15 protein-coding genes and 2 pseudogenes are annotated in these 15,725 nt (G+C 51.0%); 2 read left to right on the plus strand and 15 right to left on the minus strand.

Annotation, left to right across the window (positions count from 1 at the left end):
- Positions 1-8: 8 nt before the first annotated feature.
- The 12 genes from feoB to B1A75_RS11940 form a co-directional block, all read right to left on the minus strand.
- On the minus strand, positions 9-2,003 hold the full coding sequence (gene feoB / locus B1A75_RS11880; protein WP_079936246.1) for a ferrous iron transport protein B: 1,995 nt from the start codon (positions 2,001-2,003) through the stop codon (positions 9-11).
- Complete coding sequence (locus B1A75_RS11885; protein ID WP_053414878.1) at positions 2,004-2,225, minus strand: FeoA family protein; 222 nt, start codon at positions 2,223-2,225, stop codon at positions 2,004-2,006.
- 487 nt (positions 2,226-2,712) lie between these two features.
- Positions 2,713-3,639, minus strand: coding sequence for an endonuclease I family protein (locus tag B1A75_RS11890; RefSeq protein ID WP_079936247.1), 927 nt, complete (start codon positions 3,637-3,639; stop codon positions 2,713-2,715).
- Between the two features lie 66 nt (positions 3,640-3,705).
- Positions 3,706-5,211, minus strand: coding sequence for a Na+/H+ antiporter NhaC family protein (locus tag B1A75_RS11895; RefSeq protein ID WP_079936248.1), 1,506 nt, complete (start codon positions 5,209-5,211; stop codon positions 3,706-3,708).
- 172 nt (positions 5,212-5,383) lie between these two features.
- Positions 5,384-6,232, minus strand: coding sequence for a metallophosphoesterase (locus tag B1A75_RS11900; protein WP_079936249.1), 849 nt, complete (start codon positions 6,230-6,232; stop codon positions 5,384-5,386).
- Positions 6,233-6,292: 60 nt separating this feature from the next.
- A complete protein-coding gene (locus tag B1A75_RS11905; RefSeq protein WP_079936250.1) occupies positions 6,293-6,868 on the minus strand; it encodes a YkoP family protein in 576 nt (191 codons plus the stop codon).
- Between the two features lie 446 nt (positions 6,869-7,314).
- A complete protein-coding gene (locus tag B1A75_RS11915) occupies positions 7,315-8,028 on the minus strand; it encodes a GntR family transcriptional regulator (protein WP_011231345.1) in 714 nt (237 codons plus the stop codon).
- 158 nt (positions 8,029-8,186) lie between these two features.
- Entirely contained in the window at positions 8,187-9,599 is a 1,413-nt protein-coding gene (locus B1A75_RS11920) for a glycoside hydrolase family 1 protein (RefSeq protein ID WP_011231346.1), read from the minus strand.
- Positions 9,600-9,625: 26 nt separating this feature from the next.
- Positions 9,626-10,945: a PTS cellobiose transporter subunit IIC gene (celB, locus tag B1A75_RS11925; protein WP_074044355.1), complete on the minus strand. Its 1,320-nt coding sequence runs from the start codon at positions 10,943-10,945 to the stop codon at positions 9,626-9,628.
- Positions 10,946-10,960: 15 nt separating this feature from the next.
- On the minus strand, positions 10,961-11,293 hold the full coding sequence (locus B1A75_RS11930) for a PTS sugar transporter subunit IIA (protein ID WP_011231348.1): 333 nt from the start codon (positions 11,291-11,293) through the stop codon (positions 10,961-10,963).
- A 1-nt stretch (position 11,294) separates the two neighbouring features.
- Positions 11,295-11,606, minus strand: coding sequence for a PTS sugar transporter subunit IIB (locus tag B1A75_RS11935; RefSeq protein WP_013145220.1), 312 nt, complete (start codon positions 11,604-11,606; stop codon positions 11,295-11,297).
- A 298-nt stretch (positions 11,607-11,904) separates the two neighbouring features.
- On the minus strand, positions 11,905-12,210 hold the full coding sequence (locus B1A75_RS11940) for a MerR family transcriptional regulator (protein ID WP_015374948.1): 306 nt from the start codon (positions 12,208-12,210) through the stop codon (positions 11,905-11,907).
- Positions 12,211-12,391: 181 nt separating this feature from the next.
- Here B1A75_RS11940 and B1A75_RS11945 point away from each other — a divergent pair, with 181 nt between their 5' ends.
- Both B1A75_RS11945 and B1A75_RS19925 read left to right on the plus strand, forming a co-directional pair.
- Complete coding sequence (locus tag B1A75_RS11945) at positions 12,392-12,607, plus strand: Fur-regulated basic protein FbpA (protein ID WP_079936251.1); 216 nt, start codon at positions 12,392-12,394, stop codon at positions 12,605-12,607.
- Positions 12,567-12,704, plus strand: coding sequence for a hypothetical protein (locus B1A75_RS19925; protein WP_165570902.1), 138 nt, complete (start codon positions 12,567-12,569; stop codon positions 12,702-12,704). Before B1A75_RS11945 ends, B1A75_RS19925 begins: the two co-directional genes overlap by 41 nt.
- 245 nt (positions 12,705-12,949) lie before the next feature.
- Here the strand turns inward: B1A75_RS19925 and B1A75_RS11950 are convergent, their stop codons facing one another.
- The 3 genes and pseudogenes from B1A75_RS11950 to B1A75_RS11960 form a co-directional block, all read right to left on the minus strand.
- Positions 12,950-13,180 (minus strand): OsmC family protein, encoded by a 231-nt coding sequence (locus tag B1A75_RS11950; protein ID WP_079936252.1) that lies wholly within the window; start codon positions 13,178-13,180, stop codon positions 12,950-12,952.
- Between the two features lie 205 nt (positions 13,181-13,385).
- Positions 13,386-14,599: pseudogene (locus B1A75_RS11955) on the minus strand (nitrate/nitrite transporter).
- 141 nt (positions 14,600-14,740) lie between these two features.
- Positions 14,741-15,424: pseudogene (locus B1A75_RS11960) on the minus strand (molybdopterin oxidoreductase family protein); the annotation flags it as partial.
- Positions 15,425-15,725: the final 301 nt, after the last annotated feature.

The raw sequence follows: 15,725 nt of genomic DNA on the forward strand, positions 1-15,725 counted from the left end.
CTCCCCTTTCATGAATAACCAAGCATATGCCCAAACTGATAGACGGCAAACGAAATGACATACGCAACCGTCAGCGCGCAGCCGATTGACAACAGCGTCCATTTCCGCGACCCGGTTTCTTTGCGAATCGCCGCCACCGTCGCTAGACACGGCGTATAAAGCAGGACGAACACCATAAAGCTGAACGCCGACAGCGGCGTGAAATGGGAGGCGATCACCTGCTTCAACCCGTTCGCCTCATGAACGTGGTAAATAATATTCATCGTGGACACGACGACTTCTTTCGCCAAAAAGCCGGTGATCAAAGCCGCGCCCGCCTGCCAGGCGCCAAAGCCAAGCGGGGCGAGCAGCGGAGCGATGAGGCCGCCAATGGCGGCGAGAAAACTGTCATCCATGGCAACGCCGACCCCATGCGGCCCGATATACGTCAACAGCCAAATGGCGACCGAACCGCCAAAAATAAACGTGCCGGCTTTGCGAACGAACCCTTTCCCTTTCTCCCATGTGCTCCGCCATAACGTGAGCGCCTGCGGCACGCGGTATGGCGGCAGTTCAATGACAAACAGCGAACTTTCGTTTTTCAAGAGCGTCGATGAGAACAACTTGGCGAGCCCCAAAGCCACTACAATGCCAAGCACGTAAAGCGAAAACACGACAAGCGCCTGCTCGCGGACGAAAAACGTGCCGGCAAACAAGGCGTACACCGGCAAGCGGGCGGAACACGACATAAACGGCAGCAACAAGATCGTCAACAGCCGTTCTTTCGGCTGCTCGATGGTGCGCGCCGCCATCACCCCGGGAACGTTGCAGCCAAAGCCGATGATCATCGGGATAAACGCCTTGCCGTTTAACCCGATCGCTTCCATCATCCGGTCCATCACCATCGCCACGCGCGCCATATATCCGGAGTCTTCGAGAAGCGAGATGAAAAAAAACAAAATGAAAATTTGCGGGACAAACACAAGCACCCCGCCGACCCCGGCAACGATGCCGTCCAAGATGAGCGCCTTGATAAACGGCGACGCCCCCGCCCAGTCGAGAAGACGGGCCAGCCAATCAGTGAGCGGCCCTGAGAAGAAAGCGTCAAGCTGATCGGCAAGCGGCGTCCCAAGCCAGTTAAACGTGAGCATAAACACGAGATACATAAGCGCCAAAAAAATCGGCAGCCCGACATAACGGTTTGTCACAACCACATCGATTTTTTCCGTCCATGTCAACGGTTTGTTCTCAAGCGCGATCGCCGCAACAGCGATCGCCTCACCGATCCAGCGGTCACGCGTCTCATAAATCTGTTCGGCGACCGAAGATCCGAGCTTCTGTTCCGCCTCTGCGCGGGCTTCCAGAAGCGGAGAAAGATCCAACCGCCCGCGCAAATAGGCGGCCATGCGCTCATTCCCCTCCAAAAACTGCAACGCCACCCAACGCTTGTCCCCTGGCACATCGTCCGGCAGCCGCTCAGTGATGCACCGGATGGCGTTCTCCACTTCGACGCCGTAATCGATCGCGATTGCAGGGTGCGGCTTATCTTTTGCCGCCAAAACGGCGTGAACCAATTCGTTCGTTCCTTTTCCTGTTCGGGCGATGACCGGGATAACAGGAACACCAAGATACTTCGACAGTTTGGCGGCGTCCACTTTCACGCCCCGTTTTTCCGCCACATCAACCATGTTCAAAGCGATGACAAGGGGACGGCCAAATTCCAGCAGCTGAACGGTCAAATGCAAATTGCGGCGCAACTGCGACGCGTCAACGATATTGACAATCGCTGAGCACGGCTCGGTCAATAAAAAATCGGTCGCCACCCCTTCATCGCGTGAAAGCGGCTGAAGCGAATACACGCCGGGCAAGTCGACCACCGGAACCCCGTGCTGGCGGAGCACTCCGATTTTTTTCTCGACCGTCACCCCGCTCCAGTTGCCGATATATTCATAAGAGCCGGTCAAGCAGTTAAACAGCGACGTTTTGCCGGTGTTTGGATTGCCAAATAAAGCGATGTAGGACATTTATTTCACCTCGATCGATGACGCCTCTTTGCGCCGCAAACCGATCGCCTGCCCATCGACTTCGATCATCACCGGCCCGCCAAACGGCATCGCTGTTTTCAGCCGCACCATTTTCCCTTCTTTTAAACCAAGGTGAAGAAGACGTTGCTTCAACGCCTCATGTTCAACAGCCAAACGGACAACGACCGCCGTTTCCCCTTTATGCAAATCGGTCAACACCATTGCGTGTTCCTCCCGTTTTTTCGTCTTATCCACAGGACAATAATGATTCTTTTTCTCAATCCCTGCTTTTACTATAGCACAACGAACAAAAAAGGGAGTGATTTTTTTCACGGTTCAAACGCATTGTCATGATTTCTTCAAAATTCCGCAACTAGGCGGATCACGAAGCGACAGATGAAAAGACGATCTTTGCTTGACCTCTCATCCTTTGTCTAGGAGCAATGAAAAAGCTGTCTCCCGAAGCGAACGCCTGGCTTTCGAAGACAGCTTTTTTATCATAGTTCCGAAAGAAGACTCCCGCTCCAAGCGCGCAAAGAGCGCAACACAGCGATAAGCGGGAGATGAATATCGGTTGGCGTCAGCCAAAACGCGTGATAAAATACCTCCAACTTTCTTTCCTAAAAAATCATGATAACAAATCAGGATGGAAATCGAGCACCCATCGGCCCCATCTTTCGAAAAACAAACATCCGCCTTCAAACTCTTTTCACGACGCCCCTTCAAACGGAAACACCATCCGCCCGGCCAATTCAGGGAAATCAATGAACGGGTTGCGGTTGCCTTGGATGAAAAAAATCGCGCTGTTGCGATGATGTTCATACACCGTCGGCGGAAATTGTTCGTGCCAACGGACAAGGAGCGGAATATCGATTTTGCGCCGAAACGACTTCGCGATCGCCTTTGGGTAGCGAAGCAGAAAGTACAACATCGCCCTTGCAGCCGTCCCTTTGCCATATTCCGGCTCGAAATAGCCATTATGAACGACGCCGCAACGGTTTTGGATTTGCTCGTCGGAATCTTCCGGATTGTAAAACGGGAAATCCGCGTACGGAAAATTCGACCGCATCGTATTGCACTCCGGCTGGCAAACGAATAAATGATGCAAATCACCTTTCATCGGTTCGCGGGCGCCAAACCACGACTGCGGCACGACATGTTCGGCATTGAATTTCCATTGCTGCTCGATCGTTTTCACCCGCTCGTGCACATCGCCGAGCCCATGCTTCATTTTTTTCAACAACTGGCGAAATTCATCGTAGCGCCGTTTCATCGTTTCGACATCTTGGACAATCAACATCTTCGGGTCTTTTCGCTCGCCGGAGTACAAGCTTCGCACCGTTCCGTCCGGCTGCAAGTCGACCCATGTGTACAAATATTCGTCCTTGCTGAAAAAATACGGCAGCCGCCGCTTATGGGTATGCGCCACCAGTTCGTGATAGCGGACAAACAACATCAATCCGTCCCCTTCAAGCGGCAGATGGCGATAATACCGTTGGCGCGCCCGTTGGTCTTCATCCGCACGATAATACGCGTCCTCCACAGCGAGCCGCTCGTTCAACTGCTCCAGCTGTGCGGCAACATCTTCCGTTTGCCATTGGCTGAGCTCGTCAAGCTGCCGTTCCGCCTCCCCCATCGCCGTTCCCCTCTCTTCCTTTTTTCTTTTAGTGTATCATGGAAGGAGGGGAGGACGACAACGGCGCTAATGCAAAAGAAATGACGTAGCGCCGAACAAAACGGCGGCGATGCCGGCGGCGATCAACGATGGGATCAACTTCGTGCGCGCGTATTCCATCACCGGCAAATCCAAAATGGTGCACAGCGTGACTGTATTGTCGCTGAGCGGCGACGCGAACGCCCCGAACGTCCCGCTCGCAAACACAGCGCCGATGACCGGCAAAATGTTCGTTCCCGCTTGGCTCGCGAGCGTCACGCCAAGCGGCATCAACATCCCCCACGTCCCCCACGACGAGCCGATGAAATAGGAAATGACAGCGCCAAGCAAAAACAAAATCGGGGCGACGAAAAACGGTGGAATCCATTCTTTGACATGGCCCGTAATGTATTGCGAAAACCCTAAATCCTCCGCCACAGCCGACAGCGCCCAAATGAGCGCCAGCATTAAAATGACGGAAATGAGCTCATTGCCGCCTTTGACAAAATGAGTCAACAAATCGTTCAATTTAAATCGTTGCCAAAGGAAGAAAGCAGCCGTAATGATGACGGTAAACAACAGCGCCTCCAACATCGCACCGAGCGCATCGCTTTGCAAAAACGCCTCCCAAAACGTTCTTGCCCCCCGGCGGCCGTCCCACCAACTTAAAAACAACGTCAAGACAAGCACGATCGAAAGCGGAACGATGAAATTCCACGGCTTGACCGGCGTTTCTTTTTGGTAAGCGCGTGGGCATATCTGCATCGCGTCTCCTTCTTCCCCTTGCGCTTCATTGGGTTCATTGTCAGCCGGCCGCTGTTCTTCCGCCATTTCGAGCGCCAACCGCTCGTTCCAGCTCCGAATCGGCGCCTTTCCCCGCTCTTCGCTTACTGCCGCTTGTTTTTTGCGCGAATAGACAAAAAAACTGTAGTAGAGCCCGACGGCAATAATGGCATACGAGAAAAAGTTGAACGGAATGCTTCGGACGTACACGATGTACGGCTCAGCTCCGATGCCAGCCGTATCAAGCGCCTTATCGATGACCGACACCATATAGCCGACAAACGCGGTGGCAATTGGGATGAGCGCGACAACCGGGTTGGATGTCACCTCGATGGCAAAGCCGATTTGCTGGGACGACAGCCCAAGCCGTTTGCGCAGCGCCTTCATGATCGGCGCGACGGTGACGATGCGAAAATCAGGGTCGCTAAACGTCACCATCGTCGAAATCCACGTCAGCAGCATGGCCGCTTTGGCCGATTTCACTTTTTTGCTGACGAGATGGACGAATCCTTTGATTCCGCCGGTATATTTGATCATGCTGACAAGACCGGCGAACACATACAAGAAAATGATGATGCGAATGTTGTTCGTCTGCATCAAGTTATCGACGACGTAATGAAGCATCGTTCGCAGCCCGCCAAGCAACGACGGCGTCATGAGATAGCTGCCGACCAACAGCCCGACAAACAATCCAGGAATCACTTGCTTCGTCCAAATCGAAATCGGGATGACGACTAAAAATGGCAAGAGAGCTTTCCACGACGGTTCCATTGGCCGTTCACTCCTTTCTTTAAAAAGTATGGCGATTGTTTCCCTTGTCTATGCAAACTGTCATTGATTTTCCCCCAACACCAGGGAGACGAATCCACACAAAAAGCGCGCCGCATGGTGGCACGCGTAAGCGAAACCGCTTTCCTACCTAAAAAAAATAAAAAGCTGCCCATTAGACAGCTTTGACCGTTTCTCTTCGGGACGGCAGCGCCAACAAGTGGAGCGTCACTTCCGGCTTTGAGCCGATCCGAATGTTCACCCCGGTTTGCCCAAGCCCTTCGTTGATATAAAACGGTTTTCCCTCCCATTCATGATAGCCTTTGATCATGTTCCGCTCGGTGAGCGTTTTGCTCATTTTCGCCAAATGATACGGCTTTGGCCAATGAATTTGCCCGCCGTGGAAATGGCCAGACAACAAGTAGTCAAAATGATAGTCTTTCATATGCGGCACGATGTCCGGATCGTGCGTCAACACGAGGTTGATGCCGTCTTTCACGCCCGCGTACGCCTTTTCGATGTCACTGCGCCCCGTGTAAAAGTCATCGATGCCGATGATATTGACGGTTTGACCGTTGACGGTGATCGTTTTCGCCTCGTTTTGCAAGACGATGCAGCCGTGCGCCTCAAGCGTCGCTTTCAAGCGCTCGAACGGCTCGCCTTGAAGCACGTAATCGTGGTTGCCAAACACCGCATACATGCCGTACGTCGGTTTCAATGCATTCAGCGCGGCCAAATACGGACCGAGCTTGGCGATGCTTTCCTCACGGTCCAAAAAGTCGCCCGTCAACGCGATCAAATCGATCGCTTCCTCTTTCAGCTTTTCGTATAAATCGTCCGGGGTGATCGACAGTTTTTCGAGATGCAAATCAGACAGCTGCAAAATCCGAAGGGCTCCGTCTCCATCCTCTGAACGGCCAACTTGGACTTTATGCAAAACCGCTTCATACGTGTTGCGGTGGGCTTTGCGAATGGCCAAAGCAAGCAATAACAAGATTGCAAGAAAAACAAAAAAGAATGTCATCGTCTTCTCTCCTCCCTCGATACCCATTATAGTGAAACGGAGGAGAGAAGAAAGAGGGAGTTAGTGGATGAGATGGCAGCCGTACAACGAAAACAATTTTTCCTTTGACATCAACAAATACTTCGGCGGGCGGACAAGCGGCACTAGACGGTGTTGGGCCACTGTCATCATCGGCCAATGTGATGCCATTTTAAACCAACGGTAAAATGAATTCGCTATGTCAATGACATCAAATCCGAGTCTCTCACAACCTTTGTTTAACATCGTCACACCGATGATCCCTTTTATGCGGGAGGACTGTTCGTGATGGTAAAGATGATGGGCGACATACGGCAAACTGGCTTTCACTTGTTCGAAAATATAACGTCCTTTTTGAATATCGCTCCGATACTGCATCAGTTCGCGAAGCAGACGAACATTATGAAGGTGAATTTTCAACAGCCAGTCATTGGCCGCGATCGTCGTTCCGTCCGAAAGGTGAATGGTTTCACCCTTGTATCGAAGCAAACGGACGCGGAAAATGGAACGGCAGCCGTTCTCTTTCCCACCAGCATATTCGAGGCGGGAACATGCATAATAGAGCGGATCCATCAGTCCCCATACAGACAACAGCCACTGCGTCGCTTTGCTTCTCATTGGCGGCATCCTTCCCCTGCTCGTTCTATCCATTTACATTATGGAATCGATCGAGCGCCATTATAAATGGAGAAAAAAGGAGAAAAAATCGCTACATGACCAGTCGGGAGACGCGCATACTGAGGTCCAGTTCCATTTCGCCCCCTGCCCCAGGCTGTATCCCACCCGAACACAAGCGGAGCTGATCAACCAAACGATCGGGTTTTTGCAGGAAGGGCTTCGTTTGCTGTCGTTGTAGGGCAGTCGAACCGTGGGACGCACGGGGATGGCTTGGTTCATAGCCTGCCGTGGGGCGGGTGTTCCCAAGAATCTCCCACCTCTAAGCGTTAGCGTAGGTGGGAGAGCGTTCAATAAACCACCAACTCTCTAGAAGAAAGACGGAAAGAACAGCCCTGAACAGCAAACAAAACGCGCCTGCCTCATGTGAGCGCAAAGGCAGGCGCCGTTTAGCGGCGGGTGCTGACGGTGACGAAGACAAATTTGTCGTACCGATGACGGGAAAAGGAGTATTCAAAGGGCTCTCCATTGTTCAAAAAACCAACCTGTTCCAATTCCAATACCGGATCGTCGGGTGCGCACTGCAAGTACTGCTGATCGAGCTCATTCGGTTTATCTGCGCGGATCTTTCGGTGCGACCCTGCAATCGTTAAGCCGAGTTCGTGAGTGATGTAACGATAAATCGAGCCATGAAGCACCGTTTCATTGAGCCCCGGGATCAAATGAACGGGCATATACGTCCGCTCAATGACGTACGGTTCGCCATCCACATTGCGCAGGCGGATTAAGTGGTACACCGGCGTGTTCGTGTCGATGCATAAATGGGCCGCCACTTCATCGGACGGAAACAACACTTCGAACGCAATGATTTTGCTTGTTACCTCGCGTCCTTTCAGTACACCTGTCAAACCGAGTGTCTCGTTGCTGACGACGTTAACGAGTCCGTCAAGCATCGCGGATTTCACAATAAACGTGCCATGGCCGCGCTTTCGATACAACAGCCCTTCGGACACAAGCAGATCAAGCGCCCGTTTCACGGTCATCCGGCTGCAGCCAAACTCCTCAGCGAGCGAGATTTCATCAGGAATCGGCTCGTCTAGGGAATACACTCCCTCTTTAATTCGTCTGCGTATTTCGTTAGAAATTTGCTCATATTTTGGCATCGTTTTCATCCCTCGTCATTGTCCTATTTTCATTGTACGAACAATCATCTGTTTGCACAATAGCCAATGCGGCTTTCTCCTTCACCGCTTTTGCTTTGCCGCTCCGTTCTCCCAACCGACAAAAAGCGCCCCGCTGCCCGGGACGCCTTGCTTTCCGTTTAAAATCCGTTGTTTTCTGCCAACGATTTAAACCAATAACCGCTTTTTTTAATCGTTCGTTTCAAACCGTTCTCCAAGTCGACTGCCACGAGCCCATACCGATTTTTATAGGCATTGGTCCACGACCAATTGTCCATAAACGTCCAAAGATGGTAGCCTTTCACATTGACTCCTTCTTCAATCGCGCGATGCACCCATTTTAAATGCTCGCGAATGAATTCAATCCGGTAGTCGTCATGAATCATGCCGCTTTCATCACGGAACCGTTCTTCTCCTTCAACGCCCATGCCGTTTTCGGAAATAAAGCACTCAATGTTTCCATAGTTTTCCTTGATATTGATTAAAATATCATAAATGCCTTTTTCATAAATTTCCCAACCACGATACGGGTTCATTTTCCGCCCCGGCATGGCATAGTAATCGAAAAACCGTTCAGGCAAAAACGGGGCGTCCGGATTTGGCATATTTTCTTTCGCCTTGACGCGGCGCGGTTGATAGTAGTTGATGCCAAGCAAATCGATCGTATTTTCTTTGATAAGTTCGCGATCGTTAGCTTTCGTCACGGGCAAAAAGCCGTATTCATCCAACAGCTCGATTAAATCTTGCGGGTATTCTCCTTTTACCGCAGGATCCAAGAAACTGCGGTTAAACAACAAATCAGCGATATGCGCCGCTTTCACATCAGCCGGATGTTGGCTGCGCGGATAAGACGGCGTTAAATTCAAAATGATGCCGATCTTTCCATCCGGTATCGCCGCCCTGCGGAAGGCGGCAACCGCTTTGGCATGGGCAATCATCGTATGGTAAGCCACCTGCACGGCACGGCGGAAGTCAACCACATTCGGATAGTGGAAATCGTACAAATACCCGCCTTCTACAGGAACAATCGGCTCATTGTGCGTAAACCATGTTTTCACCCGATCGCCAAACAGTTGAAAACAAAGGCTGGCATAGCGGGCATAAGCATCGACCACTTCACGATTTTCCCATCCTCCAATGGTTTGCATCGCCAGCGGCATATCAAAATGGTATAAATTCACAAACGGTTCAATCCCGTTCGCCAGCAATTCATCGATGACCGCATTGTAAAACCGCACCGCCTCCGGGTTGACCTCACCAACCCCATCTGGAATCAAACGCGACCATGAAATTGAAAACCGGAATGAATTATGGCCGATCTCCTTCATTAACGCAATGTCCTCTTTGTAGCGATGATAAAAATCAGATGCCACCTCCGGGCCGACGCCTTGAAAAAAGCGGTGAGGCTCTTGTTCATACCAATGATCCCAAATGTTCTTCCCTTTCCCCCCTTCGTTTGCCGCTCCTTCGATTTGCGTCGCGGATGTCGCACTTCCCCACCAAAATCCGGCAGGAAAGCGATACGTGATTGGTTGCTTTGATCGTTGTTCCATCGCGATTCACCTCATTTGCTGTATCGTTATGATGCACTTTTCGCAGCGTCTTGCCCCTCTTCCCGCTCTTTTTGCAAGTTCATCCGGTCAATGAACTTTAAGAATGGAAACCAAATGACAAGCACAATCAGGAAATTGACCACTTGCAGCAATCCGCCGGCCAGCGAGTTCGTCGCCATAATGCCGTTGATGAAAATCGGCACCGTCCATGGCACCGCTACGCCGTTAGGCGGCGGTACAAGGCCTGAGGACATTGCCAAATAGGTCACCAACGTGACGACCATCGGCGCCAAAATCCACGGGACGATGACGAGCGGATTCATCACGACCGGCAAACCGAAAATAATCGGTTCATTGACGTTAAAGATTCCGGGTCCGAGCCCGAGCTTAGCCACCTGCTTCATTTGCTTGCTCTTCATAAAGAGCAAGATGGCGAAAATGACAGCGAGCGTCATTCCCGTTCCGCCCATGCCGACCGTGTAAATTTCAATAAACTGTTTGCTGACGACATGCGGAACTTCCCCCGTTTTTGTATACGCATTTAAGTTTTCGAGCGACAGTGTGTTCCAAATCGGATCCATCACCGAGTTAATGATGATTTGCCCGTGCAGCCCGAAAAACCACAAAATTTGCGTGACAAAAATCGCGATCAGCGTTGGAATAATGCCGCTTCCCAGCCCGACAAGCGGTGCTTGCACTGCATTGTAAATGACATCATGCATGTTTGTCTTAAAAATTTGTGTTACAATGATATTGACGACGAGGAAGAAGGTCAGGGTGACCACCGCCGGAATCAACGCCGCAAACGACTTCGCAACCGCCGGCGGCACCCCGGCCGGCATTTTGATTGTAATATTTTTTTGCACAACCTTCCGGTAAATTTCACCAGCAGTAAATGCGGTAATCATGCCAAGAAACATCCCTTTTGCTCCTAGGCGGTCGAGCGGGATGACTCCTTGCACAGCCTCTTTCCCCTCAACCTGCAAAACGAATGGCGTCAACAAGAGAAAAGAAGCTAACGCGATCGCACCGCCAAAAACCCCTTCGACTTCATAACTTTTCGATAAATAGTAGCCAATGCCGAATACAACGAAAATCGTCATCACGCCCATCGTTGCATTTGGAGCAACGCCGAGCATCTCCTTGAGTGTATTGAGGCTGTTTTCACTCATCACCTTGTCCAAAAACGGCAAGTTGGCGATGACGACCGCGATTGAACCGAAAATCGTCAACGGAAACGCCAACATAAATGCATCGCGCAACACTTGCAAATAACGGCTATTGTTCAGTTTTCCAGCAATCGGAACGAGCACTTTGCTTAATTTTTCGAATAATGCTTGGTTCATGCTGCCATCCTCCTTTTATACGTTTCGTTCCTTCAACAGTGCGAGCATTTCTTTGACAACTTCTTTCATCGCCAGCGTCGACATGACGTGATCTTCGGCATGCATGAGAAGCAACGTAATATTTGTTTGCTCGCCGCTGGCCTCTTTTTGAATAAGTTGGAAATGGACATCATGGGCGATGCTTAAGTCTTGCTCTGCTTCTTGAATCAGCCGCTCCGCTTCTCCGACCTGTCCGGTCCGGTATTCACGGATGGCTTGGACGATTTTGCTGCGGGCATTGCCGCTATGCAAAATCAACTGGAAAGCGACTTGTTCATTGGTGAGTTGATTGACATCGATTTTTTCCATCTTACTTGTCCCCCATCAATTTTAATGCCTGCTCATACACTTTTTTGCCATCCGCCATCCCATAAGCCACCATGTCAATGACATCGACTGGAATGCCGTATTTTTGCGCTTCTTTTTGCAATTCCCCTTTCAAAAAGCTCATTTGTGGACCAATAAGGACGACATCGGCTTTGGCCATCTCTTTTTTCGCCTGATCTTGGCCGACCGCCCAAATCTCTGCCTCCTCACCGACGGATTTGGCATACTCCTGCATTTTCGTCACTAGCAAGCTTGTCGACATTCCAGAACTGCACGCCAATAAAATCCGTTTCATGGTTCATTCCTCCTCTTTGCATTGAGTAAAACAAATGATATCGTTTTCAATTTAAATTATATACATTTAATTTTATTTGTCTAGTCATTTAATAAAAAAGATTAATATTTTTAAACCAACCTTTTGATCCTGCAACAAAAAAAGCGCGCACGAATCTCTGTGCGCGCCAAGCAACTATGCTCTTATTATTGGACAAACGCCGCTGTGTTTACATCCTGTTGGCACACGGCCAGGCGGTTTTCCGCATGCTCTGCTTCCAAGCAGGGGATGCGTCCAAAATTCGAATCTGTCCGCACCCCTAGGAACGCATCCGAAAATGCGCGTTCATTTGCCCTTTTAACATCCGCTCGCGCAGCTCTTTCGTCATCTCTTGACGGATTTCCCAAGTCGATACACCTTCCTCGCGTTGATTGGCGATTTTCATCAACTGCTCCACATCGGCGAACGAATATTTGCGAATTCCTTTGGAACGGTCAGGGAACACCAGCTTCCGTTCCTCGTAATAACGAATTTGTCGCTGCGACAGCCCGGTCAGTTCGCTGACGACACCGATCGAAATGACTTTTTTATATTTGTAATGATCCTCTTGTGGATGAGCGGTCATTTTCCTCACCTCTATATGTTACATTTTCTAACGTAATTATACAAAAAATCATGGTATCTCGTTAACTTTTGTAAATAAAATTAACATATTTTTTTAAATTTCCTGTAAATGAGCTTAACACATTCGCTGTACACTAAAGAAAAAGGTGGTATCGTAAAGGTAAAAACAGGGAGGGAGCGACATGGGGAAATGGATGCAACAGGCAGTGAAGCAACAAAAACAGTTTTATATTAACCAACTGCTGCGAGTGGGTTTGACCGATGATCCAGCACAGCTGGAACACTGGACGATAGCGGAATTGCGCCGCGAATACGAACGATTCAGACCAATCTGGGCCATGAAAGGAGGTCAGCCGCATGAACGAAAAAGCGCTCGAGCTGGCGAAACGCATCATTGAGCTCGATCTGCAGCGCGATGCCATGTTTGAACAGCTGATCCAACTTGTCGGAAACCGGGCTGAGGAGCTGCTCCGCTTTTTCCAAAACCGACTTTGAGTCCGCTGCCCTCACCAAGCAACAGAGAAGACAATTGTCCGACTCCTCCGCCACCCGCCCAAAAGATCGTTTACTGTTTGCAACGAAGCGCCCACTCCTTCATCTGCACGCTTACGCCAACAGATAACGGATGATGTCATAGGAGAAACGATTCTGCTGATTAAGCCGCTGGCAAACGAACGAGTGCCCTCAAACGGAAGGTGCCCCAACACCACATCGTTAGGGGACACCTTCACTGATGCTCGTTATTCTTTGACGGAAAGCGTTACTTCAATATTGCCGCGGACCGCTTTCGAATACGGGCATATTTGATGGGCAGCATGCACCAGCTCCTCAGCCGTTGTGCGGTCAACATCTAGCACACGCACTTGAAGAGCAACCGCCAGCTGAAACCCGCCATCTGCTTCATCTTTTCCGAGCGTCACATGAGCAGTCACTTCCGTACCATTTGTTTTGATCTTTTTTTGACCGAACAAACGATTTTTTCAACTTGTTTTCGTGCGCATAAACATGAAAAAGGTGTCCCTAGACTTCGGACACCTCACTGTTTCTTTATTGCCGTGTTTTCGTTCAGACAAAGACGGATTTCAGAAGACATCTTTGTTTCGGAAATGATCCTGTTCAACCAAGTTTCCAATTATCTCTCTGAATCCTCTTCTCTAGCAACCGCTCCTATTCCCATTATCCAGAGCGCTCAACCGCACCTTTTCCAAGAGGAACAGCCTCTGCCGCCCGCGCTTGTAAGCGGCGCGCCGTCAACATAGCACCCCCCAGAACAATGGCAAACAGCCAAAATCCATATGCCGAAGAGCCGGTCCACTGCTTCACCCCCCCCCGAGCACGTTCGGCAACAAAAACCCTCCCAGCCCGCCGGCCGCCCCGATGATGCCCGTTAACAAGCCGACCTCTTTCGGAAACCATGTTGGAACAACTTGGAACAACGCGCCGTTCGCTGCGCCAAAGCAAAGGAAGAGAGCGACCATCAATCCGAACATGACGAAAAGAGACGGTAATGTGCCGATGCAAGCCAGCAACAAAGTCCCAGCGGCAAACAACAAGGAAAGAAGCCGCATTCCGCCGATCCGGTCGGCGATATAACCGCCAATCGGGCGGATAAAACTGCCAGCGAACACGACGGCGGTGACGAAATCGCCGGCCGTGACTTTGCTGACGCCGTATTCATCAAAGAAGAAAATGCCCAAGTAACCCGTCAGCCCGACAAATCCGCCGAATGACAAGCTGTAGAAGAAACAAAACAACCACGCTTCTTTTCGGCGAAGCACGGTTCCGTATTCGCGCATGGATACTGGTTTTACCGCCGTCGGGCAGTCGCGCGCCAACAAGGCAAACAAAGCAAAGACAACAGCAAGCGGTACGAGCGCCAGTCCAAACACCGTGTTCCATCCGTACGCTTCCGCCAGCCGCGGCCCAAACAACGTCGCCAGCACCGTCCCGCTGTTTCCGGCCCCAGCGATCCCCATGGCCAGCCCTTGATATTCTTTCGGATACCAGCGGCTCGCGAGCGGCAACGCAACGGCAAAGCTGGCTCCGCCCACCCCTAATAAAAATCCGAGCGCATACACATCCGTCATCTGATCAGCAAACCGCCAGCCCCACACAAGCGGTACAGCCGTCACCGCCATGCCGAACAATCCGGCCCGCTTCCCGCCCCAGCGGTCGGCGAGCAGCCCCATCGGAATGCGAAGCAGCGCCCCGCCCAACACGGGAATGGCGACCATCATCCCTTTTTCCGCCGGCGTGAGCGCAAACGACTCAGCGACAAATACACCAAGCGCGCCAAGCAAGTTCCAAATCATAAAGCTAATATCAAAGTACAAAAACGACGACAATAGCGTCGGCGCATGCCCTACCCGCCAAAACGATTTCTTCGCCATCTTCTCCCGACTCCCCCTTGGCGTGGAAGTTCATTATATGATAGAATGGAAATGAAAGCGATTTCTCCACCTACTTCCCACCGTATATACCGGGAAGTTTTTTTTGCATCTGTGCACCTTCCCCGCGGAATCTATTGGTGGTTAATTTCTCCCTAAATCGACAACCGGCCGCACCCGAGCTGCGCACCGCTTAAACGCCGGCATCCGGCAATGCGGATCCAGCTCATCGGACGTAACGTTGTTGATTTGCTGCAGGCCGCTCCAGTGGAATGGGACAAAAATGGTATCCTCGCGAATTTGATCATTGTAACGGCTGCGGACGACCGCCGCACCGCGCCGCGTTTCAATGCGCACAAGCATCCCTGGGCCGATCCCGTATCGTTTGGCCGTCCTCGGGTGGATCTCGACGGTCGCCTCCGGCTGCCGCGCCGCCAGTGCTGGACTGCGCCGCGTCTGCGTTCCACTTAAATAATGGGCAAGCACCCGCCCCGTCGTTAAATAAAGCGGATAACGTTCATCCGTCTCCTCTTTGTCCATCCAAAACGGCAAAACCGCAAACCGCGCCTTGCCGTCCGGATGAGCAAACCGTTCCGTAAACAGTCGAGGAGTCCCAGGATGATGCGGATCGGGGCAAGGCCAGTAGACACGTTCGCGGCGCAGCCGCTCATACGTCACACCATAATAGTCCGCTTTGCCGCCGCGGCTCGCCAGCCGCAGTTCGTTGAAAATCTCTTCGGCTGACGTAAAGGAAAAGTAGCGGCCCTTGCCAAGCTTGTGAGCGATCGCGCATAAAATTTCCCAATCATGTTTCACCTCCCCAGGGCACCGGGGTATTGTCAAAAGTTTATCCTCCACACTCACGGTTTTCTCTTGAGTTTCAACGGTTGGAAGAAAAAAAGCTTGCCACCCCCGTTGTTTTCGGCCATCATTGAGGTAACCACACACTCAACAGCCAAAACAAAGGAGTGACAAGCTTTGTTACCTCAATTATTAGCCTATTTGCTTCAAATCATCAAGACCCAATATCAAATCATTGTGTATCTCATGGGTGTGATCGTGGGAAAATCCCTGAATCGTAAGGACTTGGACGAACCCGTCCAAAAACCGTACCGAAACTTCAGATCGA

Source organism: Geobacillus sp. LEMMY01 (assembly GCF_002042905.1).
Classification (GTDB): domain Bacteria; phylum Bacillota; class Bacilli; order Bacillales; family Anoxybacillaceae; genus Geobacillus; species Geobacillus proteiniphilus.